The sequence below is a fragment of the Vibrio sp. E150_011 genome (assembly GCF_053544015.1).
The window spans coordinates 622385-646824 of record NZ_JBHFOL010000002.1; the positions used below are offsets into that span (position 1 = coordinate 622385).

Consider the following 24440-nt stretch of genomic DNA (forward strand, 5'->3'; position numbering starts at 1 on the left):
ACGGCTATTTATTGGGCGCATTTTGCCGCTAGTATATTGAGCGGTGTGCCAGCATCATCAAATTTCAGACTCCAAACATAGCGTCCTTCTTCTAAAATTGTCACCGCCGTGTCTTTGCCGTAGCCGCCAAATTTCAGGGTGTTTTCTTGTCCTAATTTAAGGCTTAACCCTTCAGCGGTAAATTGTGGCTTCCAATCTTTAGTCGCATATTGCATTCGATAACTTCCGGGCTTTTCTGAGACGACGACTTGATACACGCCGTCTCCTTTGTATTCAAATGCCCGAGATGAAGAATGTTTCCAATTGGAATCGGTAAAATCGCCGACCACATACAATGATTCATTGATTGGGCCAGACTCAGATACCGTTGGGTTATCACAAGCGCTCATAAATGAGTCTCCCGTAGCTTGTGAGGCCGCCGCAACGAGTGCTATGGGTGCCGCGCCGCTAGGTTGATCAATATTCAAGAATCGGCCTTGGAAGGGGGCAAGATCAATCGAGTAATGACCAGACGTGAGGCTAATACGCTCGTTGGATTGTAGGTCCGTTAGCGTGGTGTTGGAAGCGAGTGTTTCATTCGCTATTGAGATCTGTTGGGTATTATCCGATACGTTAAGGACGTAAAGAATCGCATTCCCCTCATATTGTTTTACATCCGCATAGGTGGTGGCATTGGCGATGATGTTAGTTCTCGCACCTCTGGCCAGAGCAGGATGTTGTTCACGAAGCGTCATTAATTCCGTGAAGTATGTTTTAAGGTCAGCTTGTTTTGGATCAAGAGTGGCGTTGACACCCTCGACGACACCGCTGGTGCGAGCCACATGGTCATCACATTTACCGATAATCGCACAGTCATTTTCAATACGGCTGGCAAACCCTTCTAGCTCATCACCAATTTCATCGCCATAGTAGGCGGTAATTGGTCCAGTATAGGCGGCTTGAAACGATAAAACCGCCTTGTATCGCTGCCAATATTCGTTGTCTTCTGGATCCGCTAGATTTCCACGTTGTATCAGATCGCCAAAGCGCACAAGGTCATGATTGCCAAGCATCAGGTTAGGTTTGGCGTGATCTGGGTAGAGTGAATGAAGGCTCATTCCTTCTGCCAGCCACTCTCCACCTTTGCCACCAACACCCGACTCATTGACGGCAAATGTTTCGACCAAGCGATAGCGAACAGGAAAATCAAAGGCTGAACAAAGCGCAGGTGCACTATCCGTTCCGTAACCGGTTTCAATGATCTTATTCTCGCCAGACCAAATCTCTGCCACCATATAACCCAATGGGTTGACTTGCTTGCCGTCTTTGTCGGCATACGTCACGGAATTTGATGCCTCATCGACGGCCTTACGGATTTCTTGCCATGCATCAGTAGGAACTTGGTAGGCTTGATCAAGACGCCAACCATCAATTTTTAGTTCCTTAATCCAATATTCGGCCACTTCTTTGTAGAAGGGAAGGCTTTCTGGGTAGCTAACTGGGTTGTCACTTCCCACAGGGGTAAGCCCAGATGGTGAAGGGACTACATTACTTTTGTGATGACCAAATACGCCATCAAAGAATACATACATGCCGCGAGCGTGTGCTTCGTCCACTAAACGCTTCGCGTCTTCCAATGTGCCAAATCGTGGGTCAATCTCAAAATAGTTAGTTGCGAAATAACCGGTGGCATCCAGCCTATCCGCCCAATGATCTTGGCCACTAATAGGTTGGGAATTAAAAATAGGGGTCAGCCAGAGACCGTTCATGCCTAGGGATTGGACATAGTCGAGTGAATCGATGATCCCCTGTATGTCACCCATATGGTGACTAGTACCGTAACCGGTGCCATGACCAATACTGTCGTCGCCATTGACGAAGCTTTCGACCATGACTTGATAGATTCGAAGGTCGTTGGCGGCTGAAATATTTGAAGCATCACAGCTATAAAATGTCGGTTTCGTTTGATCAGAGGGGGTCGTCGACTCTGAAGCACAACCAAAAATTAAAGCAGAAGTGATGGATAGATAGAGTGCCGTTTTTATCGGTTTCACGTGATGTCCTTTTCGTTTTTATAGTAGGGCAACATGAATGATGAACGAAATGAGGTGAAGAAAAATCCACCATACTAAGAGGAGATAGGGAGGAGGAATAAGGCTGAGAGAGCCTTATCACGCTTGGTTCTAGTGCATGGAGATTTAGCGTGATAGGCGTCGTGTTTTGTGTCTTTACGAGCAAAAAATAAAATTAATTTCCGATGGCAATACCTTCCCGTCTTGGGTCGGCTGCGCCTTCTAGCCCTTCTTCGGTCACTCGAATCGCGTGTAAACCGGAGTTAAGATCTCGGGCTTTGACCTTATAGCCCATTTTCTCGAATGACTGAGAAAACTGGGTGAGTGGCGTGCCACTTTCTAGATCCATCTCACCAAAGCGGTTGATCATTTTAGGTTGGTTGATCGCTTGTTGGATATCCATTCCCCAGTCAATATGCGCGATAATGCTTTGCGCCACATAGCCGATAATGCGGCTACCGCCAGGCGAACCGATTGCCATATATGGCTTGTCGTCTTTCATCACTATGGTTGGTGACATTGATGAGCGTGGTCGTTTCCCTGGTTCTATGCGGTTAGCGATGGGTTTACCGTCTTTTTCGGCCACAAAAGAAAAGTCAGTGAGCTCATTGTTTAGCAGAAAACCTGACGCCATCACGCGTGAGCCAAATAGGTTTTCAACCGAAGATGTCATAGAAACAACGTTGCCTTCAGCATCAATTACGTTGAAATGGGTGGTTGAAGGTAACTCAATAGATTGGTCTTTTGAAACGCGAGCAAGGTCTTTAGTCGGTGTTCCAGCGGGTGCGCTTTGTAATGCTTTGTCCGGAGTGATGAGGGCGCTTCTTGTCGAGATGTACTCCTTATTAAGGAGCGCATCGGAGGGGACATCATAGAAATCACTGTCTGCCATGTACATGCCTCTGTCTGCAAACGCGAGACGCGAAGCATCGGCGAGGATTTGCCAACTTATTGGATTATTAGCCCCGGTTTTTTCTAGGTTGAATGGCTCAACGGTCATTAAGATTTGACCAATCGTAAGCGCTCCGCTGCTTGGCGGTCCCATGCCACAGATATCGTATTGCTTATACGGAGCACAAACAGGCGTTCGCTCTACGACGGCGTAATTCGTCAGGTCTTGCTGGCTGAGGAGACCAGGGTTTCTTTTGACATTGTTGACGGCATCGACAATCGATTGGGCCACCGCGCCTTTGTAGAAGCCATCCGCGCCTTTGTCTGCGATTAAGGTGAGTGTATTCGCATACTCTGGGTTCTTAAGAATCGTGCCTTGTGTTTTTGCATTGCCGTTACTGTCCAATAAATACTGGCGTGTATCTGGGTGGCGCGAAACGAATTCTTTGTCTCGTTCAATAAGCGAAGCCAGTCGTTCACTGATTGGAAAACCGTTTTTTGCGAGTGTAACCGTTGGTTGAATTAACGATGCCCAACTTAGTTTGCCGTATTTTTGGTGGGTATCCCAAAGTAATTTTACTGTACCTGGCGTACCCACAGAGCGTCCGCCAACAACAGCATCATAAAACTTCATCGGTTTGCCGTTTGCATCGATGAAAAGGTCGCCCGTTGCTTTTTGTGGTGCGGTTTCTCGGCCATCAAAAGTAGTCATTTTATTGGTCTTCGCATCCCAATACACAAGGAACGATCCGCCGCCGATACCACTTGATTGAGGCTCTACAAGACCGAGTGTAAGCTGAATCGCCACCATTGCATCAATGGCATTGCCGCCTAGAGCAAGAACATCGGAACCCGCTTTCGTCGCCGTCGGGTTCGCGGCAGTGACCATCCAATCTGTCGCACTAACAATAGATTTGCTTTCTACGTGAGTGGTGGGCTCGGGCGCAAATGCATCGGTTGCTTGCTGCGAAGCGATGGCTGAGTTTGTCATCGCTATCATTAGCAATGGTAATAGAGGTTTTAAGGGAAAGTAACGTGCCATGAACGATCCTTGTTGAGTGACTAAAAAGGGGAGGTGGTTAAGTGTCGGTGACAAGCCAAGAGTTGGCAATGCGTCGCCAAAAGAAACCCCTCGATTTGAGAGCAGAGTATTGAATAGTGAGAGGTAGTGCCAAATTAAAGAAGGAAGGCTAACGTTGGAATGACGCTTTAATAGTCGGTTTACTGCACGCGTTAACGTTGAAACTCAGCTAATCAGCACTCGTAGGTACATAGGTACGGCACCAATGAGTGCTTCATATGATGATTATTGCGTAAGGTCAGCAACAAACTCGCGAGGCGTTGTCGCTCTGCGCTTCAGTTGGCTTTGAATCCAGTTGTTAAACAGATCAAAATCGGAGTGCACAGGCCAATAGAGTGAAGCCACGACCTTTTTACCACAAAAATCTGGATGATCGCTGATGACACGCAGCCCTTTGTTGCGATTTGATTCGTTTAGAACATGCTCTGGAAGAAACGCGATGCCTTTTTTGGCAAGGCATAAGTCAACGATGGTTGCTAAATCGTCTAAGCGCCATAGGTTGTGTGAAACAATCGATGAAAAATTCAGTAATTCATCGGCACCGTCCATCAATAAAACACGCACAGGCGTATTCTTATCATCTAGTGGCACATCTTTATGGCTCACCCACCAACAATTAGCCTGGTATAGCTCTTCGATATTAAAGTCATTATTCGTTTTGTGATAGGGGTTACCTAATGCCAAGTCGATCTTACCTTCATTGAGGTAATTACCAAGAATAGTGCTGGGCTTTGTCACCACATGGAGGTCGACATTAGGGAACGCTTCTGAAAAATCTAAAAGTGCCTGCTTGGCCTTGTCATTAAAAATGAGAGGATCAATACCGACACGATAGACAATCTGTTCAGAAATGTTCATTTGCTTGGCGGCTGTCACCAATTCTTTATATTTTCCAATGACAGGACTGGAAAGATGAAATAGCCGCTTACCTTTATGGGTCAATGATATTTTTGCATGTTGTCGGTTAAACAGTTCAAACCCTAGGTCTGATTCTAAGTTTTGTACGGCAGTACTGACGGTTGATTGAGATTTCCCCAATTTTCTGGCAGCAGAACTAAAAGAACCTTCGTTAACGACCGCTACGAATGAAACGATGTTTTCAAATTGAAGCTTCATGAATAGTTCCCCGATGTTTTTTTAATCTAAATTTTATTAATAGTTTTACTTATAATTATGAACAATACGATACCGTCTTAACTATATTTTGACAAGGCGAGGCAGAATATGAACGAGGTATAACGTATAAAGTCTGTGCAATTTATAAATTAGAGTTAGATTTATTGCTCTATATGCGACTTCATCACGTTTCGGGCGAATATTTTCATTTTAGATAGTATGACGTTTTGTTTTATTTTTGAGATCCGTGCCACACTTTATGGCTTAGTGCATAGCAGCTCATATGGTTGAGATTCTGGATGTTTTAAAATGTAACTACATGTTTTATCTTGTTAAATTATGTAGAGCGGTTATTTGTAAGTGAAAATTGACGCGCTTATGACATAAAGCTATCGATTTTTTAGATGGCTTCTATTTTTATACATGTCAGTTACGGATTTAGAATAGTTGGGCATTGGGGAATTATTTATAAAAGGGAAAGATATGTTTACTCAACTATATGTAAAAGCATCAACTTTGATGACTGATTTTAAAAATGACGAGCGCGGTGTTACGGCGATTGAATATGGTTTGATTGCTGTGGCAATGGCAGTTTTACTTGGGGCTGTTTTTAGTGCTACTGGCACAGGGTCGCTAATTGGTAACTTAGAGGATGCTTTTGAAAAAATCGCCCTTGCAATTAGCAATGGTACAAGTGGAAGTTAATACTACAGTTGATTCCAGAAAAATGCCCCGATTTCTTAGTTACAAAGGCTCGGGGTAAAGCCAATTAGAAGTGTGGTTTTTTTGACCTATTTACTATTGTTACTGTTATTCTGTTGTTTGGTTTCTTTTTATGATGTGAAAACGCGAACTATCAGTAATAAATTGCTGCTCATTCTTTCACTGTTCCAGGTTTACTTTATAGGTTTAGGTAATATTCACTATGATGCGACGTTGACGGTGTTAATTGTCGGACTTGTCGGTTTTGCGTGTGGTTGGATTGGTGCTGGTGATATCAAATACGCCGCAGTACTATCATTAGCTTTTCCATGGTCATTTTTACCACAAGCTCTCATCATCACAGGATACAGTGGCGGGGTATTAGTTTGTTTTTATTATGCCAAGCATGTTTTGTTTTGTAACGGCAGTTTGAAAGAAATAACACTTCCTTATGGGTTAGCGATAAGTGTCGGTTTTTACTTAACTATCCTTACCTCCCAGTTTCAATAATCTCAAGTGGCAGTGACGACATTATCATGCGCTCAAAAATCGTATTACTTATTGCTGTAGTCGCTCTTGTAATTGGAGTTGTCGGCCTCATTGACTTGGTTAACCAGCAGCCGAAGCAAGTAAACAACACAGAACCAGCACAGGAAGTGAAGGAAGAGCGCTACATAACGGTTTGGAAAGCATTGACCTTTATTGATAAAGGAACGCCGATTGCTGTAGAGAACGTTAAAAAAACTCAATTGCCTCTTAGCCAAGCTTTAACATTAGGTCTTAAAGAAGATTCAAAAGTCGATTTCAATCCCAGTACCTTGACTAACATCGCGATTAACCAAGGGGCCGTGGTAATGGCGGAATATCAAACTAAGCGCTCGCAACCTGGTTATATCGATTTATTGATTACAGAAGGGATGACGCTTTATCCCCTACAAGTGAACGATCGAAACATTGTAAAAGACTATATCCGCCCTGGTTCATTTATCGATGTGTTAACGGTGAGCTCTCCAAATACCAATTTAGCCGAAAATGCCGAGCGCCCAAAGCATTTTGCTGGCGTAAAGGCTTCGATGTTTCTAAAGCACATAAAGGTGCTGAATGTAGGAGATGATGGAGAGAACAGTGATGTGATTTCCACTCGAACGCCAAATAACCAAAAAGGACTCACCACCATCATTATTGAGGTTCATCCTGATGATTTAGCGAGACTCGCACTTGCACAACGAACCATGCATATTGAAGTATACCGCAGTCAACATTACCAAAAACCTGATTACGCCGAAGTGCGCAATGTTATCGATAATTATATCGGTGTTGAAGAGTTTAGAGGTAACGACGGTAACCTAAGAGGAGCGATGTAATGTTGCGACATGGTATGAATAAGTGTTTAGCGATACGCTGTGCATTTCTTTTGTTTGTAAGCTTATCTTGTGCTCAACACGCTTATGCCGCAGATCGGTATATCACCATCAATGATGGCCGTCATATTCAACTTCCAGTCCCGATCGGAAAGGTGTTCATCAGTAACCCAGAAGTCGCTGATTACAAGGTTATCAACGAAACTACATTGGTGGTGTTCGCCAATGGCATGGGGCAATCTCGTCTGATCGTTTACGGCATGCAAGAAGATGTACTGCTATCAGACAGAATTATTGTTGATTTAGACCTCTCTCAATTGCGCCGGCAAGTAAAGTTTCATTTCCCTGATTCTGACATCAAACTTGAATCTATTGGCGAAAAAGTTGCAGTCAGTGGTGTTGTTAATACTGAGCACGAGCGAGATGAGGTTTATCGTTTAGTGGCTACGTTATTGGGTCGTGAAAAAACAGAACGATGGGACAAAGCGGAAAAATTAGAATTCACCTCAGATAATATTAAGATCGAAGAACCTGAAAGCATGGTGTTTGCCAGAAACATGACGTGGGAAGGGATTGTTGAACGGTTAGAAGTGGCAACGGTCCAGCAAGTGAACGTCAAAATTTCTGTCGCACAAGTCACTGAATCATTTGGTGAGACGATTGGCGTCGACTGGGGATCGCTTGGCGCCGATGTTGGTGAGTTTGTCTTCAATCAATTTGAGGCGGCCAACCTAGCAACCGTGATCAATGCGTTAGGGAATGAAGATATTGCTCAAGTGCTGGCTGAACCAAACCTAACGGTTTTGTCTGGTGAATCGGCCAGTTTTTTAGTCGGAGGGGAAGTTCCCGTCGTTGTCACTAATACCGGCAGCACGAATATCACGTTTAAAGAATATGGTATCCGACTTGACCTTACCGCTAAGGTGTTGAGCGAAGATAAGATTCGAATGCAGCTTTTTCCAGAAGTCAGCGAGGTTGAAAAGTACGTGCAAGCTGCGGGTATTGAAGTGCCTCAACTGACGTCTCGCCGCGCCATGACAACAATCGAATTGGCCGATGGCGACAGCTTTGTGTTGGGCGGCTTAATGAGCAGTGCAGACTTTGAAGAGATGCAACAAATTCCCTTGGTTGGCGATATTCCCGTTATTGGCGCGGCATTTAGAAAATCGGTGACGGAAAGAAAACGAACCGAGCTCATCATTGTCGCAACGGTGAACCTAGTACAGCCGATAAAACCGACCGACATTCAACTCCCTACAATGAGAAAAACCTCAACGCTCTTGCGTTGGCTCAATATTGAATCAGACCACGATTACGCAACGCCTTCTGACGCAACCATTCGCTTGCTTTCCCAAGGAGGGTTTATCCAATGACATTCAGAATCTTGATCCTTAGCGTAATGTTAATTCTGTCGGGCTGTGCCTCAGAGCGATACTTTGGTGGCAATGGCCTGGAAGCATTAGTTTACCAGCAGCGTCACACCGTCGAGATGTCCATCCAGGATGAAAAACAAGCCCAGCAAAGATTGAACGCGTTGTTTAGTGCGGTTGAAGGTGAAGATACCGGCGCATTGTATAGCATCGAGTATCGAAACAATGCGGGTAAAGTGTTGATAGACAGCATCATCGATGACTATCCCGCACTAAAAGTAAAAAAACACAAGGTGACGTTAGCCCAAAATACCAAATTACTCAGTGATTTGAAATTGCAGGTCACCTTTTATGCACTTCAAACGGAAGAGTGCCATGCTGCACAAATAGGGTTTGAACATTCTCAGACCAATTGTTTTTCTGAATCGGCAAGGCTAAAGCAAGTGGCTAACAAATCGCGCTTATTGGGAGGTAATTAATGTTTGATCTTTCAAAAGCCCTGAGTACCAAGAGCAAAGCCGCCCCTAAAGTGGCTAAAGGGGTGTCGGGTTGTACGCTAATCTATCAATCGCAAGAATGTCTTGACCTCGTTAGCGAGGTATTTCGCTTTGAGGGTTGGAACGATCCGACTTGCATGAAAGCATCTCAAGGCGTCGGTAAGTTTTCTGAACAACAAAACAGCCATATTGTGTTACTGGAACTCAATGAGTCATCGAATGTGGTTGAAGATGCTAAGGCGTTTGCTAGTAAGCTTCCGACTCACAAGGGTGTGGTTGTTATTGGTAAGGAAGACGCAATATCGACGCTACGTTCGTTGAAAGAAATGGGCTTTTACTACGTGTTTTGGCCGGTGAATAAACAAGAGTTTGCGGACTTCTTAACCCATGTAAACAAGAACCTGAAAACCTTCTCTGGCGTGAGTCAGCAGCGAAAGGCAAAACGAGTGGCGATCGTCGGTGCGAAGGGCGGTACGGGTACTTCTTTTATTGCTACCGAGTTGAGCTCCTTGTTATCGACTCAAGGTACCGACACGATTTTAGTGGATCACCAGTATACTGACAGCAACATCGACGTGTTGATGGGGCTTAAAGATTTTAAGCCTAAGGCGATCGATGAATTTACCGCGCCATTGCATGAAATGGATGAAGAAGGGGCATTGAGCTACCTTCATTCTGCTCGCAAAAATCTTCGTTTGTTATCGATTGATGGCAACATGACTCAGAACGATATTCTTAATTACAATCAAACGCTGTGCGAGCTTCTCGCTCGAAATACCAATTTTATTGTTGAAGACTTTTCTGGCAGCGTTGACTTTAAAGTCGAGGCGCAATTGCTGGTTGACAACTTCGATGTGGTGGTGATTGTGTTCGACGCCTCGGTTTCAGCGGTACGTAACGCCAAACGCTTATATGAGCGAATTGAAAACCTTCAGTTGGCGTTGTCAAAACGCACGCGTGTAATTACAGTGGCGAACTATCACCGGCCAGATGGCGCGTTCGTGTTGCAATCGGCTGACCTCAAAAAATACGTTGGGGCAGATATCAATCTCGAGATTGGTTATTGCAAAAATCTCTCACACATCATCATCGATGGTAAAAGAGCTCATAAGCATGATCGGAATATCAGCCGTGCGATGGACTCCCTCATGAAACTGATCAATGGCCAACCTGTTGAGACCAAAGGGTTAACACAGTGGTTTAAGCGAGCGAGTAAGAAATGAGTTCGAACAAAGAGCTGTATTTAGCGTTTCGTAGCCAGATATTTGAAGCGCTGGATGCCGAGGCGGTGCAAAAAATGAGCCGCAGAGATATCGAATCGCAGATTCAAAGTGCGGTTGACCTGCTTGCATCCAACTATCAACGACCGATCACATCGGTGATGAAATCGGGTCTAGTAAAAAGCTTAATCGACGAGCTATTTGGCTTGGGCCCGTTACAGCCGTTGATTGAAGACCAATCAATTACCGATATCATGGTTAACGGTCCTAACCATATCTTTTTTGAGCGTCATGGTAAGGTGCATCAATCTGAGGTGACGTTTGTCAATGAGGAGTTACTACTTTCGATTGCCAAACGCATTGCATCACGTGTCGGTCGACGCGTTGACGAATTGTCACCCACGGTAGATGCGCGGCTTGAAGATGGCAGTCGTGTTAATATTGTTATCCCACCGATTGCCCTTGATGGCACCTCGATCTCCATTCGTAAGTTTCGCGAGCAAAATATTGGCTTTGAAGACTTAATTGGGTTTGGGTCGATGTCTATGGATATGGCGCGTGTGCTCATGATTGCGTCGCGTTGCCGTATGAATATTCTGATTTCTGGTGGTACAGGCTCTGGTAAAACGACCTTATTGAACGCCTTGTCGAATTACATTGCCGATGATGAACGAGTCATTACCATTGAAGATGCTGCCGAACTGCGCTTACAACAACCTAACTTGGTGAGGCTAGAGACGCGTACCTCGAGTATTGAACAAACGGGCGCAGTGTCACAGCGTGATTTGGTGATCAATGCGCTGCGTATGCGCCCCGATCGCATTATTTTAGGGGAGTGTCGTGGCTCAGAGGCATTCGAGATGCTTCAAGCGATGAACACCGGCCATGACGGCTCTATGTCGACATTGCACGCCAATACACCGAGAGACGCGATTGCTCGTGTCGAGTCCATGGTGATGATGGCCAATCTCAACCAGCCACTGGATGCTATTCGCCGCACGATTGTCAGCGCGGTTCAGCTGATCGTGCAAGTGAATAGAATGCGAGACGGTACAAGGAAGATCACAAGTATTGCGGAGATAGTAGGACTGGAAGGCGAAAGTGTTGTGATGGAAGAAATCTATCGCTTCCAATCTGACGACACCACTTTCAGTGAAACCGTGCAAGGTGACTATGTGACGAACGGCATCATGCAGCGTTCAGAGCTCGTAAAAAAAGCGCAGTTCTTTGGTTTGTACGACGATCTGATGGCGTCATTTAGAGGGGCGTAGCATGTTGTGGATCTCGCTGATACTTTTTGCTGTTGCCTTATTACTCATGAGTGATTCAAAGTCGAAAAAAGTTGACCATTTTTTTGCTGTTGAGAGTGTTGAGGTCGAAAACCTGAAAGCCGTCAACGTAGGCACACTCGCAGGCAAGCGAAATTGGCAGAAGTTTAAAGATTCCATCTCTCCTACGCTGCAAGTGTTAGGGCCGCGTTTTCCGCTCTATATTTTACTGTACACCCTCTGCGTGGTAGTTGGATCTTGGTATGTCATCTTTGAGCTTATGGCGATTCGCGATACTTGGGTTTCAGGCGTTATCGTTTTGGTGTCCATGCTTCTCGGTTACCGATACCTATCTAATAAAAAGCGCAAGGACTTTGAAAATACGTTCCCAGATGCATTGAATATCCTGATGAGCGCCGTGACGGCGGGAGACAGCTTAATGCAAGCCATTACGTATGTAGGAAGTTCGATGGACAACACTATTGGTCGTGAGTTTAAGATGATGGGTGAACGACTCAAAATGGGTGAGCCGCCAGAAGTGGTCTTGCAACGTTCTTGTAAAAACTATCCTTATCCAGAATTTTTGTTTTTTACGGTGACACTTAAGGCCAATATCAGTCGTGGCGGTCAGTTAAAAGGCGTATTGGCGAGGCTTATTCGCGTTCTGGTCGATGCTAGAACACTCGATAAAAAGAGAATGGCGATGACGTCAGAAGCGAGAATTTCTGCAAAGATTGTCGCTGCAATTCCACTGGCGTTTACCATTCTTCTTAATTATATCAACCCAGGTAGCGTGGATTTTATACTTCATGATGAACGGGGACAGTACATTCTTTACTACGTCGTAGGTAGTGAGTTTATTGGTTTGTTTATCGTCTGGTTTTTGGTGAGAGGAGTTCGAACATGACGTTGTTGGTGGCTTTTCTTATTGTGCTCGCCGCGCTGCTCTACTTTGTTATTAATTCACTTCGCTATGAGCAACGTCGCAAGCGCATTGCTGGTTACATTGAAGAAGAAATGAATCGAGGTCCAACCACCATCAATCGTTTTCTAGTGCGGTTTGGTAAAGGGAGTCAAAAAGAACTGGAACAAAAACTTGTCGACGCAGGCTACTACAACAAAGATTGGGCCAAGTATTATTTCCCTGCCAAAATCTTGATAGCAATGTTGATCTCTGTTGCTGTTTTTTTCTCTAGTCTGTCCGACATCAATAAAATGCTGGCAGGTGTGTTGGCGTTAGTTGGGGTTATTATAGTCCCAGACCTATTACTTGAAATACGCCGTAAGGCATTGATTGGAAAAACCTCAAGCCAGTTACCTTATCTGTTAGATATGATGTCGGTATGTGTTCAAACCGGTATGACAATTGAGGCGACATTGAGTTACTTAGCTAAAGAACTCGAGGCGTTTGATGGTGACCTTTGCTACCAAATAAAACGAACCTCAGACTCTGCAAAGATCAAAGGGCTTGAAAAAGCACTCGATGACCTCAGTGAGCGAATTCCTACGCCAGCAGTGAGAAGTTTCGTCCTAACTCTTATCCAAAATTTACAATATGGCACTTCGGTCGCGCATGTACTGAGTGACTTAGCGGAAGACATGAGAAAGATACAAGTGTTGACGGTCGAAGAAAAAGTGGGCCGCTTGTCTGCAAAAATGAGTGTGCCACTTATTTTATTTATCATGTTTCCTATTGTCATTTTGATTCTTGCACCAGGCATCATGCAGATGTCTATCAATATAGGTGGTTAAACGTATGCGATGGAATGCAATGGCGGTAATGCTGGTGTTAAGTACGGCGTTAGTCGGGTGTGAAACTACCAGTCAGCAACAGTCTGAACAGAGTATGATTTCGGGTATGGAAAAAGTGAATAATTACGACGGCCTGATTGCGTTGTATAAATCCAAACTCACCAGTGGCCAACAAGATGATCAGGTAATGGAACAGTTGGCCTACGTCTATTTTGATAAAGGTGACGTTGAGTCTGCTCGTTTTTATTCCCAGTATCTTATTGATCAAAAAGTAGTAAATAGTGGACTCTTGCAATTACAAGGGCAGATAGCCGCTGAAAACAATCAGTTTGACCGTGCGATCGCGTCTTACAACGATTCGATCGCCCAAGGCAATACGTCAGGTAAGGTTAGGGTGCTTCTTGGCGTTGCATACAGTCAATCGGATCAATTTGAAGAAGCGAAACAACAGTTTAATCTCGCTCGATTGCGTGGCTACGATGATATTGCCATTAAAAACAATTTGGCGGTTGTTTATCTCGCACAGCAACGCTTTGACCTTGTCATTGAAACGCTCGCACCGGTAATCAAGGAACACCCAACCAATGCCACGGTTAAGGCAAACCTTGCCATTGCATTGCTTAAGTTAGGCCAAGTCGCGGATGCTAAAACGTTGCTGAAAAATGATTACAACGCCAGTGAATTGGTCACCATTTCTCAACAGTTTGCTTATGTTGGCGCGGATTGATGAACACGCGTCGGCGTCAACTCGGTGTTACCAGCATAGAATTTGCATTGGGCGGATTAGTCTTGATGTTTTCTACTTTCGCTATTTTTGAGTCGAGCTTTCAGACCTACGTCGTCAATATGACGGAATACTCACTGCGTGAAACGATTCGAAATACCAAAATCTACCAAGGAAGCAGTGTTCATGAACAATATGAAACACGCTTTAAAGATCTCATTGAAGACCAAGATAACCTTTGGCACTTTTTAATCGATAGCAGTAAGTTTTCAATTGAAGGCAAATATTTTGAGACGTTTGATAAATTTATTGCCAACGAAGGACATTCTAGCCAAGACCTATCGTTTACTTACGATCTTGCAGAGATTACGGTGACATACCTTTATTCACCGGTGATCGAAATGTGGGGAAATAGCGAGACGCCAATCAGTCGTACCATGGTGCTGAACCTCGAACATGAGGGGTGGGGTGATGATGTTCAAGACTAAACGACGTACCGCGCAACAAGGTTCATTTGCTATTGAATTGGCATTTGTGCTGGTTGGCTTGTGTATGATTTTCTTATTTTCAACGGATCTCAGCCATAAGTTGCTGGTTAGAGCCAAACTTGATCGCTCCAGCTTTGCTTTAGTGAATGTGTTAAAGGAACGAACGCGTTACTTCAGTGATGACAATGGTGATGTGTTGGATTTTGCTGTCACCGCTCAAGACCTGACCAACATGTCTATTGTTGCCTCTCGAATGTTGAATGTGGAGCAAAGTCAAATTGCGATTCAGATAGAATCTTTGGTTAATGGCGAAACGGTGACTCGCTTGGCTAGCCAGCGTTTTGGCCAGTTAACATGTAGTGGGGATGTGATCGAGAACCATAAAGACCTTGTCCCTGTAGAAGATGGCGTTAGTCATCCGCTTTATAGAGTGATGCTGTGTGAACAGCATGATTCATGGTTTGAATCTTTCACCAATGGTGGCGATCCAACGATCACTGTTGCGTCCAGCTCAATTATGCCGGGGAGGTGAAGATGAAGCGTACTACTCGACTTAACAGCCTTAAGCGTCAAAATGGTGTGGCTGCGATCTGGATGGGACTGTCACTGGTTCCAATCATGGGCTTTACATTCTGGGCTGTTGAAGGAACCCGATATGTACAAGAAAAAAGCCGTTTAGGAGACGCCACTGAAGCGGCTGCTATTGCGGTTACCATGGTCGATAATCAGAATACGGCCGAACAACTCGCGACAAGTTATGTTCAAGCGTATGTAAGAGATATTAAATCGTCGCAAGTATCGGCAGTTAGAAAGTATCAAGAAGCGGATGCGGCGTCTGATATCTTGGAGTACATACAATATACCGTTGGAGTGACAACCACGCACGACTCTTGGTTCTCTAGTACCTTCATACCATCGTTCGATGAAACACAAGATCTGACCGGACAATCCGTGGCTAAAAAATATCCTGCGTATTTAGGGGATAATAATATTGATATTGTGTTTGCATCTGATTTTTCTGGCTCGATGAATCGCCGCTGGGGGAGTAATAGCTCATGTACTAGTTGGAGCTGTAAAATTACAGACCTCAAAGAAGCGGTCACAACGATATCTGATAAGCTTCTATGCAGTGATATACAATTTGATCGTGGATTGAACCAATATGTCTGTATGGATGACGATCAAAGTGAATTGGCCGATAAGTTGCTCAACCGAATCGGGATCGTACCTTACAACATTCGAACACGAGAGAAAAACAATAACGGACGAGCCTTCGCAGTGAGTCAACTGCGTTATAAAACGGATATTGATGTGCTTGATCCAGAAAAAGCGTATGAAGACGTAAACTGGAACAAGTGGCGCCAATATTACTCTTATCAGATTTACAACTGCTCAGTTGATCAAGATTATTGCCCTAACCAGACATCCGGTGAACATGCGCAAACGAAGCGCATTGCTAAGGCGCTAGGTATTTATAGAAACTCATATTACTACAATACATATCACGTCGATGTTGAGAAATACGTGGATTATCAGGCGACGGTTAGCGAGATGTTGGAAAATAAATTTCCAGACAATAAATCAAAGTATCGGGTCGACAGTAACCTCTTGTATTCTGGATTTGGTAGTTCGTCTACGAGTCAATTTACAACGATTGACTTGACTAACAGTGCAACAGAAGTTGCAGCTGTTAATAACATGAGTGCAAACGGGAGTACTGCGTCATTCCAAGGGATCTTAAGAGGCTTACAAATATTAGCTGACGGTAATCCTAACAGTGATGATGAGGATGAGCAGGAAGCTTATGATAACAAAATCAAGATGCTACTTATTTTGAGCGACGGTCAAGAAAGCCCCAATAATGGAATATTAAGTGGGCTAGTTAACGGTGGGTTATGTGATGATGCGCGTACCCTGATTCCTGGTTTGTATATTGGCATCATTGGGATTGACTTTTCGTCATCCAACGTCAAAGAGTTTCAAAAATGTGTGATTGACCCGGATGAGGACATTATCGATGTATCCAACCTCGACGAGCTAATAGAAAAAATTGAAGAGTTAATTCGCAAAGGCTCTAAAACCAGCGGTACGACCAAATTATATTAAGGCTTATTATGTTATTACGACGTTTTTATATTCTGCCCGCGGCAATGATGGTTAGCCTATCGTTTGTCGTTCATGCTTCAGCGCCTACTCGTATTGAATACTGCAATGACCAAAATGGCGAGTATCGCTACACGACCGAGGTAGTGTCAGTGAGCGGTATCGGACAGCATCGCAATGGCTTTTTGCAGATTGAGCAATCATCAAATGATCGTGCGTTGAAACAAGCACTATTGGCAATGAATCGTTCGCAAGTGAACCAAGACAATTGCAATACCTTCATTAGTAACAAAAATATTGAAGAATCGAATAGCAAAGATGACAAGCAAGTAGCTCGGCTTCAGTTTGGCTTTGACAATGCTCATTTGTCTCCGATTGCGAGGCAATCACTCAATCGTGTCGCACAAGATCTCGCTAAGCAGGGCGTTGAATTGAGCGTTGAAGGGCATACAGACAGCACAGGGCCGGCTCACTATAACCAAGGGCTTGGCTTGGAACGTGCCGTTAATACTGCCGATGTTCTGTTCTTCCAAGGCGTTAGTCGTGAAAAGGTGGTGATGCAGTCCTTTGGTGAAACAAAACCCATAGCAACCAATACCACTGTTCAAGGCCGAGCGAGTAACCGAAGAGTGGATATAATGCTCAGTGAGTAATGGCATGTTTTATATGCGCTTGTTCGAGCGAAATTTTATATGGATATGGCTTTCAATTCGCAATAAATGAACGGTGAGTCACTAAAGTTCACAGTTCTATTAAGCGTTGTAAAGACAATCGAGATCTGGACTGATATGATAGTCAAAAGATAAGGAATATTAAATTACTGGTTGTAAAGTGAGCACTTTTTGTGTTTTCAATCTACATCGAGTATTTGTTAAGTCAGATGAGGTTGTCGTGAATTTTCCCCACCGAGTTTTTAATTTAAATACGCTCAAATTAATAGCATTAGCAAGCCTGAGTATTGGCAGCGCGGCTAATGCATTAGAAGTCATGAACCATGATGAGAAAGCTCAACTAGAAACGATCAGTAGTAATTACGATAACGGTTATTTGCAAACGGGTCTTGAAGAAAACAATGAGACGTACAGCCAGTTAGTTTCTAATATTGAGTCCATTAAGATCAATTTAGTCAATAATATTGAAAACATAAAAGTTGACTCCACTTCGATGGAGAAAAAACTGGTTGCTGGCGAGTATGATGAAGCGTTATCGGATACGTTGCGTAACTTAGCGTCTCGTGTTGCTGAGTTAAACTCCGAGTTGGAGAGCAAAGAAACGCAACTTACAGAGAAAAAAGCACTCATTTCTAAAAATGAATCTGTGATTAAAGGCTTAGACCGGACTAAAAATGAAGCGTTACTTGCTTTATATAAGCAAGTGAAGTCTCGCTACCTTGTTGAGTCTCGCAAAGTAAACCGCGATACCTTTGTTGGTAACCTAGAGTGTGATTCAAGTGAAAGCATGTCGGCGTGTGTCAATCGTAATTTAAATACCATGAAGCGCTCATTCATGCTCGAAAAAGGTGGCTTCGAGCGGGTAAATATCACCTCTTTTAATATTGTTGATGCGACCCAAAAAATGAATGGTGACCTGACATACACCGTGGAAGCCAGCTACAAAAACGAATTTGATTCCAATACCGAATTAGAGCTACGCAAGGCGTTGGGGCTTGAAAAAGTGAGATTTGTTTTTCGGTCTAACTCGAATGACACGGTTTTCTATATTAATGACCAAAAAGTAGGCACGGGCTCTAAGGTTGATATCGCGGGTAATTATGTTGGTATTTACAATGTTCGAGCCGTCAACGAATCAAAAACTCAATCTTTAAAGCTGAGTCTGACCAATGATGGCGACTACTTTTTCCCGTTTTCCACAAAGAAGACTCAATCAGCGCCGAGCCCAGTAAAATCAGAATCGACGGCTAAAAGCTCTGTAAAAGGAAACGAACCTAAGGCGGCAACAGCCCCTACATTAACCAAACAGATTCTAAACGGTTATGAAAACAAAGCCCCACTAGAGCAGAAGAAAGTGGATGGGTTAGCGGGTAAGCGTTTTACCAATACGGTGATACATAAAGATGATGCGTATCAGTATTTACTGCCGGTTGAATATTCAGACAATGGCAGCAAAGCGGTGTACTTAACTAAGTCGGATGCCACTCGTTATTGTTCGGATAAACTATCTTCTAAATTGGCGTCGAGAACCGCATATCAGTATTTGCTGAATGGCAACAAGCTCGGTATGGGGAATTATTGGTTATCTTCTGGTAGTGTTTTCTCATCAACATTAAATGAAGACACCACTAAAAAGGTCACTAAAAATAAGTTCGTCTGCATGATGAATATGACGGGCACTTGGTAACTCGCCGCAAAGTTGCGCTGCTCTCTAGATGCTAAGATGACAGTTTCGAAAGATAAAAGGCCAATGGGTAATCCATTGGCCTTTTTAGTATGTGTGTGACCCGTCCTAAATAAGATTTGTTACGTCCTTGGATGTGTATACACATTCAAGGCGAATTAGAAACAGTACGCCTTATGACAGATACCTTTACCAGGAGGGCTTACCCTTCCCTGCCAAGAGCAGTGGTTAGACGCTGGTTGAACGCCTAATCCGTTTTACTGGTGCGGTTACGGGTGAAACTCCAGTATGCAAGACCACCCCAAGCAAGCACTTGCAGCCAGAGCTGTGTCCAATGACCAGAGATTTGAGACCAACTTGCGCCCATTTGATTGAGTTTTAGGAAACCGTTAATCGCGGGTTGCGTAGGAAACATCGCGGCGACCCATCGAATTGGGGCAGGCAACATCTCAGACGGCCAAATAAAACCAGCCGAAAAGACCAAGGGCATAGAACTTAATAATACGACAACGGTAACAAGCTCGCGACGTGGGGTAATCGCGCCAACAAAGACCCCTATAAAGCACGAGACCAATAAGAACGGCAGCATTAATGTCAGTAATTCCAATGGTTGAGCAAGTGTGCTGATCCCATACATGTTAAAACTGGCACCGAAGTAGTACATAGACAGCAAATAATAAATCAGTAACAAAATCCCGGTCCGCACGGCTAGTACCGAGAAGACGGATTGTGTCTGCCAATATCCACTGCCTTGTCGCTGGGTTCCACCAATGAGCCCCGATGCCATGGCCAGTGTCTGTTGAAGAATTAAAACAAACACCGCTGGAACAACATAATCTACGTAGCCCATTCGCGGGTTAAATGTAGGCTTACTGTTTAATCGAGTGGCCGCGTATTGGTGCGATGCTAATTCCAACGGAACACCATCAATCAATAACTTCGTCACTTTTGTCTTGGCAGCCAGTGTACCGCCTGCTTGCGCAAGCCCTTCAACGACGGTGCCATAAACAAGGAATAATGCTGCGTCTCCTGCGTAGGATAAAACAGGGCTTTTTCCTAGCATTAGATCTTTGTAGAAGTGCTCAGGGATGACAATGAAGCCTGTGATATCACCTTGCAAAAACGATTGCTTGGCGTCTTCAATTGTATACAGTCGCTCGGTAACCGTCACATTCGGAGTGGCATCGACCATCCGTTCAAGTTGAAAGCTTGTCTGGCTGCTATCGAGGTTAACAACGGCAATAGGCTGCTCGCGTGGTGTTTGTTGCGTGTAGGGGAGTGGGTATAAAAACGAATAGAATATAACCCCCCCAAACACGGTCAAAGTGACAACGGGGTTAGTCAGGATAGCTTTTAATTCGAGTTTAATGTGTTCGAGCAAAGTCATACAGCAGACTCCTTACTCATGTGCTTTTTAACTAAAACCACGGTCAGTAGTAGTGGTATGACATACCCAATCATCGGTAACAGATGAGATAGCGACTGGCCTGCGGTGACGCCGTAACTTGCTTGGCTAACTTGTACCTCAATGTAGTGGCTGATAGGCAGCAACTCTCGCCAAGCCATGGCTAACGTATTCATATCAGTTGCAGGAAAGGTGATGCCCATGAACGCGAAACTTGGCGCAGTAAAAGCGCCTGCAAAGCTCATCGCTCTTGCTGCATCACACGTTAGAAAGAAAAAGAAGCTAGCCATAATCATACAAGTTAATGTTGTCACTGCTTGTGCAAAGAATAGTACAAGCCAACTGCCTTCCATCGGCCACGCGAGGATGTCGTAAAACCATACGAGAAAAAATGAGCCTTGCAGCAAAAACCATAAAAAGTAGGGCAGTAACGTACGGCTTAATTGGCGCACAATTGACACGTTACCAAGCCAAGGTCGAATCCCAGCGACTCGGTAGTTGGCGCTTAGGACCAACACGGTGAAAGATACGATCGCAATTTGCCAAATGGCAGGTACGATAGCGCTAACCAGAAATTGAGCGTAATTCGTCCCTTTGTTAAACAATGGCGTAATTTGCGTACGCACGGGGACGGCGTTACCGATAGCGCTCATGTTAGTTGTACTGCCCCTTGATAGGTTTTTTATAACATCGATTTGAGCATTAAATGTACCTTGGGCTTGAAGCGCAGCGGAGTTGATTAAGCGCCCAACGAGTATGTACTGGCTGTTGTAAAACAACGTCACTTGAGGTGGGATAGATCGAGTAACGGCTTTATCAAAGCCAGCCGGTATGTATAAAATGGCGTAGATATCGCCTTCAACCAAAGCGGCTTTCGCTTGTTGAATATCATCATACTGATGATCAACACTTAACATTGACGTCGCGTCATAGTGGCGAACTAATCGTTGTGATAAGCCACTTTTGTTGAGATCCACGACCCCAACGGGAAGGTTGCTGGCGATCCCTTGTGAAAATATCCAATAAATGGATAAACATAAGAGAATAGGTACCCATGTTAGACAGGATAAGAGCCACTTATCGTGTCTGAGTATGTGCCACTGGCTGTAGTGCTGTCCAGTGGACGAGGCGCTGGTTACCGTTGTGTTTGGAGCTTGGTTCATGCTCGACCCTTACATCTCAACCACAAGACTCATGCCCATTCGTAACTTAACGTCACTGCCAACTGGGCGAGCTTCTACTTCGAAGGTACGCAAGTCAAACCCTTGCGTGGCATCTGTTGAACGCCATGTTGCAAAGTCACCCATGACGGCGACATGGAACACCTTAAAGGTTACGTCTTTGTCTAAAGCAGGAACATAAGCGTCAAATTCTGTATCTTTTTCAAAATGTTGCAGTTGATCCTCGCGCACATTCAACACGGCCCATGTGTCTTTGGTGTCAATGACCGTAACCACTGGAAAGCCTTGCGGCGCAAGTTCACCGCTGTGCAGAAGAACCTGAGAGACTTCGCCATCAAACCATGAATGGATTTTTGTGTCAGCCACGTAAGCTTCGACCTCGGCTACCGCGCCAGCGGCCATACGAACCTTTTCTTCAGCAGCGACTTTTGTTTCATTGCGTGCGCCTTCTTTTGCCATTTCAAACATCTGATACGCAGCGCTTTCAGTGTATTTTGACGCCTGCCATTGTGTTTTTGCTTCGTCGCGTTTCTGTTCGGCGACTACGCCATCTTTATAAAGATTGTTAACACGTAAGTAGGTCTTTTCCATCAACTGGGACGCGGCTCTGGCTTTGCGCCATTGGTCTTCTGCCGCACGAATCTGCTGCTGGCGAGCCCCGTTGTTAGCTTGTTGAGCCAAAGCGCCTGCGGCTTTTTCGCCAGCAACCGCTTGTTCTAACTTGGCTTCGATCTCAGGGCTATGGATGGTGAAAATTAACTGGCCTTCGGTAATGTCATCGCCTTTTCGGACCATGACTTGATCGATTCTGCCTGGTACCTTTGATGAGATGCTGTACTGCTGCGACTCAATTTGTCCTTGGATACGAAATGGAGGTGTTTGATAAGCATCAAAAAATTTATAGCCTACCCATCCTGCAATAACGATCGCACCGAGTGTCGCGAGTGTTGGTTTTACCTTATTCATGATGCGTCCTTATTACTGATGTTTGCAGGATTAATAGATTGGTATTTGTATTGGCTAAAGCTGTTCATTTCACTGGAAAGCGCCAGTAACTTGTTGAGAGACAATAGGTATTGAAAGCTTGCTGCTGCTTGCTGCGTTTTAATGCTCGCAAGGTAAAGTTCTGCATCAACGACATCCAGTGAGCGTCCTAAACCTTGTGAGAATGCTTTCTGTCTTAACGACAAGTTTTCTTCGGCGAGGGACAAGCTGGAGTTCAGCCCGATGGCTTCATCTAATGCTTGCTGAGCCTCTAGGTACGTTTTTTCGACCAGGACACTGAGATCGAGCTTTGCTTGACGTTTGAGGAACTGGACTTGACTGACTGCACTATTGGCCGCTTTAACTTTTTCACTTCGGCCCGTATTTTCAATTAATGGGATGCTGACGCCAATACCGACCAACCAATCTGGCGTCATTTGGTTCGCTAACGAATCACCCTCATAGAGGTTATAGTCACCATACGCGTATACTTCCGGGTAATATTTACCGTTTTCAGCCTTGATAAGGCTACTGGCTTGTTTTTCTTTTGCGTCAAGGATGGATAAGCCAGGGTACGTATCTAAAGTTTGATCAATGAACGCATCTAAAGGGGGGAGGGAGCGGTTGATAAAGAGCTCGTCTCTTGGGTCGACTTTTTCTGTTTGCCCCAAAATTTGTGTTAATGCAGCTTGAGCAATATTTAGGCTGTGTTGTGCTTTTTTACGTTCAACGGTAGCTTTATCAAGCGAGGCTTCAGCTTGTAGACGCTCTACCCTTGCAATTTGCCCTTGGTTTTCAAGTTTAATGGCGTGATCGCGATGCTTAATTAACCCCTCTTCCGCCGCGATTCTTGTTTCCACAACTTCCTTAGCCAAAATCACGCTGAAATAGTATTTACTCAGGTCTTCGTATCGAGCTTGGACTTCCATAGCGAGTTGGCTTTCTGCTTCTTCTTGGCGGCCTTCAGCAGCGGTTTGCGCGGCAGTAATGCGACCACCGGTAAAAATAGGCCAGATAGCGCGAATCGAGGAGCTGAAAATATCTTTGTGTTCGATGGTGGAGGTGACGCCACCAAGTCCGCTTAATAACTGCCCTAGAATTGGGCTTTGAGGCACGCCACTTAAGCTGTCGCCCAGCTGCTGTCCTGAGACAGTAACATCTTGGTCTAGCCGCGTGTAGTTGGCGCCTACAGTGACACTTGGAAGGTTTAGATTACTGGTTGCGCTCTTCAAATGTCCATATCGTTCGACGTTGGCACGTTGCGCCGCGAGTGAGTTGTTGTTTTGTTGAAGCAGCTGCCAGGCTTCGTCGAAAGAGACGTCTGCACTCCATGCATTAAACGAGAGTGTGCCTAACAATGCGCCCACAACCAAAGGCAGGGACCTAATTTTCATGTTTGCTCCAAGCGGTACGTTAAAAAAATTAGAGTTTATACTCTAAAAAATATAAGTGCAATACTATTAATGTAGACGCAAAGAGGCAAATGACGAAGTTAAGTGGTTGTTTTTTTTGAACAAGGTCGTTAAAAAAGAAAGAGGCTCGTTATGAGCCTCTTGAGGATAGGAGTTATCTATGAATGCGAGGGGCAGATATAGCCCGCTCTCCATACCAAATCTTTAGCTTTTAGCATGGCCTTAAGCACCTCGCTACCTGACATTTGCGGGGAAGCAAAAGAGACCTGCAGGTCATCTTCTATGGGTGCTAGCTGCGAATCTTTTTTTTGGTAAGCCCTAACATGAGTGAAAGTTGATGCTCGGTTCTTTGACAGCACAGCCCTATTTAGGCAAATTCCAAAACAGTCACGTTTCATAACGTTGTTCCTTATACGCTCTCATTATTTTTATTTTTCTGAGATGTTAATTTTTAGTTATCTCCATTGCTGCATCACTAG

General features: G+C 44.5%; 23 protein-coding genes. 15 read left to right on the plus strand and 8 right to left on the minus strand.

Annotated elements, in window-relative coordinates:
• Window positions 1-8: 8 nt before the first annotated feature.
• The 3 genes from ACE1OE_RS05975 to ACE1OE_RS05985 form a co-directional block, all read right to left on the minus strand.
• Window positions 9-2033 (minus strand): alpha-amylase family glycosyl hydrolase, encoded by a 2025-nt coding sequence (locus ACE1OE_RS05975; RefSeq protein WP_449210444.1) that lies wholly within the window; start codon window positions 2031-2033, stop codon window positions 9-11.
• A 193-nt stretch (window positions 2034-2226) separates the two neighbouring features.
• On the minus strand, window positions 2227-3942 hold the full coding sequence (ggt, locus tag ACE1OE_RS05980) for a gamma-glutamyltransferase (protein WP_449210491.1): 1716 nt from the start codon (window positions 3940-3942) through the stop codon (window positions 2227-2229).
• Between the two features lie 306 nt (window positions 3943-4248).
• Window positions 4249-5139 (minus strand): LysR family transcriptional regulator, encoded by an 891-nt coding sequence (locus ACE1OE_RS05985; protein ID WP_449210445.1) that lies wholly within the window; start codon window positions 5137-5139, stop codon window positions 4249-4251.
• 483 nt (window positions 5140-5622) lie between these two features.
• Between ACE1OE_RS05985 and ACE1OE_RS05990 the strand changes: the two genes are divergently transcribed.
• The 15 genes from ACE1OE_RS05990 to ACE1OE_RS06060 all read left to right on the plus strand — a co-directional run bounded on the left by ACE1OE_RS05990 (window position 5623) and on the right by ACE1OE_RS06060 (window position 18982).
• The gene (locus ACE1OE_RS05990; RefSeq protein WP_449210446.1) at window positions 5623-5844 is read left to right on the plus strand and encodes a Flp family type IVb pilin; all 222 of its coding nucleotides are present in this window, start codon (window positions 5623-5625) and stop codon (window positions 5842-5844) included.
• Between the two features lie 72 nt (window positions 5845-5916).
• Window positions 5917-6351 carry an A24 family peptidase gene (locus ACE1OE_RS05995; RefSeq protein ID WP_449210447.1) on the plus strand — a complete coding sequence of 145 codons (435 nt, stop codon included), beginning with the start codon at window positions 5917-5919 and terminating at the stop codon, window positions 6349-6351.
• A gap of 26 nt (window positions 6352-6377) precedes the next feature.
• Window positions 6378-7205, plus strand: coding sequence for a Flp pilus assembly protein CpaB (gene cpaB, locus ACE1OE_RS06000; protein ID WP_449210448.1), 828 nt, complete (start codon window positions 6378-6380; stop codon window positions 7203-7205).
• Complete coding sequence (locus ACE1OE_RS06005) at window positions 7205-8575, plus strand: type II and III secretion system protein family protein (RefSeq protein ID WP_449210449.1); 1371 nt, start codon at window positions 7205-7207, stop codon at window positions 8573-8575. The genes cpaB and ACE1OE_RS06005 overlap by 1 nt, the downstream gene beginning before the upstream one ends.
• A complete protein-coding gene (locus tag ACE1OE_RS06010; RefSeq protein WP_449210450.1) occupies window positions 8572-9051 on the plus strand; it encodes a hypothetical protein in 480 nt (159 codons plus the stop codon). Before ACE1OE_RS06005 ends, ACE1OE_RS06010 begins: the two co-directional genes overlap by 4 nt.
• Window positions 9051-10292 (plus strand): AAA family ATPase, encoded by a 1242-nt coding sequence (locus ACE1OE_RS06015; RefSeq protein ID WP_102470654.1) that lies wholly within the window; start codon window positions 9051-9053, stop codon window positions 10290-10292. The genes ACE1OE_RS06010 and ACE1OE_RS06015 overlap by 1 nt, the downstream gene beginning before the upstream one ends.
• Window positions 10289-11560, plus strand: a complete 1272-nt coding sequence (locus ACE1OE_RS06020) for a CpaF family protein (protein WP_449210451.1) — start codon at window positions 10289-10291, stop codon at window positions 11558-11560. The genes ACE1OE_RS06015 and ACE1OE_RS06020 overlap by 4 nt, the downstream gene beginning before the upstream one ends.
• Before the next feature lies 1 nt (window position 11561).
• Window positions 11562-12464, plus strand: a complete 903-nt coding sequence (locus tag ACE1OE_RS06025; RefSeq protein WP_449210452.1) for a type II secretion system F family protein — start codon at window positions 11562-11564, stop codon at window positions 12462-12464.
• Window positions 12461-13309 (plus strand): type II secretion system F family protein, encoded by an 849-nt coding sequence (locus ACE1OE_RS06030; protein WP_449210453.1) that lies wholly within the window; start codon window positions 12461-12463, stop codon window positions 13307-13309. The genes ACE1OE_RS06025 and ACE1OE_RS06030 overlap by 4 nt, the downstream gene beginning before the upstream one ends.
• A gap of 4 nt (window positions 13310-13313) precedes the next feature.
• Window positions 13314-14036: a tetratricopeptide repeat protein gene (locus ACE1OE_RS06035; RefSeq protein ID WP_449210454.1), complete on the plus strand. Its 723-nt coding sequence runs from the start codon at window positions 13314-13316 to the stop codon at window positions 14034-14036.
• A complete protein-coding gene (locus ACE1OE_RS06040) occupies window positions 14036-14521 on the plus strand; it encodes a TadE/TadG family type IV pilus assembly protein (protein ID WP_449210455.1) in 486 nt (161 codons plus the stop codon). The genes ACE1OE_RS06035 and ACE1OE_RS06040 overlap by 1 nt, the downstream gene beginning before the upstream one ends.
• Window positions 14508-15053, plus strand: coding sequence for a tight adherence pilus pseudopilin TadF (tadF, locus tag ACE1OE_RS06045; protein ID WP_449210492.1), 546 nt, complete (start codon window positions 14508-14510; stop codon window positions 15051-15053). Before ACE1OE_RS06040 ends, tadF begins: the two co-directional genes overlap by 14 nt.
• A gap of 2 nt (window positions 15054-15055) precedes the next feature.
• On the plus strand, window positions 15056-16627 hold the full coding sequence (locus ACE1OE_RS06050) for a TadE/TadG family type IV pilus assembly protein (RefSeq protein ID WP_449210456.1): 1572 nt from the start codon (window positions 15056-15058) through the stop codon (window positions 16625-16627).
• A gap of 8 nt (window positions 16628-16635) precedes the next feature.
• Entirely contained in the window at window positions 16636-17277 is a 642-nt protein-coding gene (locus tag ACE1OE_RS06055) for an OmpA family protein (RefSeq protein ID WP_449210457.1), read from the plus strand.
• Window positions 17278-17515: 238 nt separating this feature from the next.
• Window positions 17516-18982 (plus strand): hypothetical protein, encoded by a 1467-nt coding sequence (locus ACE1OE_RS06060; protein ID WP_449210458.1) that lies wholly within the window; start codon window positions 17516-17518, stop codon window positions 18980-18982.
• 244 nt (window positions 18983-19226) lie between these two features.
• On the opposite strand, the gene ACE1OE_RS06065 is transcribed toward ACE1OE_RS06060, so the two are convergent.
• The 5 genes from ACE1OE_RS06065 to ACE1OE_RS06085 all read right to left on the minus strand — a co-directional run bounded on the left by ACE1OE_RS06065 (window position 19227) and on the right by ACE1OE_RS06085 (window position 24359).
• Entirely contained in the window at window positions 19227-20366 is a 1140-nt protein-coding gene (locus ACE1OE_RS06065) for an ABC transporter permease (protein WP_449210459.1), read from the minus strand.
• Window positions 20363-21547 carry an ABC transporter permease gene (locus ACE1OE_RS06070; protein ID WP_449210460.1) on the minus strand — a complete coding sequence of 395 codons (1185 nt, stop codon included), beginning with the start codon at window positions 21545-21547 and terminating at the stop codon, window positions 20363-20365. The genes ACE1OE_RS06065 and ACE1OE_RS06070 overlap by 4 nt, the downstream gene beginning before the upstream one ends.
• A 9-nt stretch (window positions 21548-21556) precedes the next feature.
• Entirely contained in the window at window positions 21557-22531 is a 975-nt protein-coding gene (locus ACE1OE_RS06075) for an HlyD family secretion protein (protein WP_372060332.1), read from the minus strand.
• Complete coding sequence (locus ACE1OE_RS06080) at window positions 22528-23943, minus strand: TolC family protein (RefSeq protein WP_372060331.1); 1416 nt, start codon at window positions 23941-23943, stop codon at window positions 22528-22530. The genes ACE1OE_RS06075 and ACE1OE_RS06080 overlap by 4 nt, the downstream gene beginning before the upstream one ends.
• A 176-nt stretch (window positions 23944-24119) precedes the next feature.
• Complete coding sequence (locus ACE1OE_RS06085; protein ID WP_102470668.1) at window positions 24120-24359, minus strand: cation transporter; 240 nt, start codon at window positions 24357-24359, stop codon at window positions 24120-24122.
• Window positions 24360-24440: the final 81 nt, after the last annotated feature.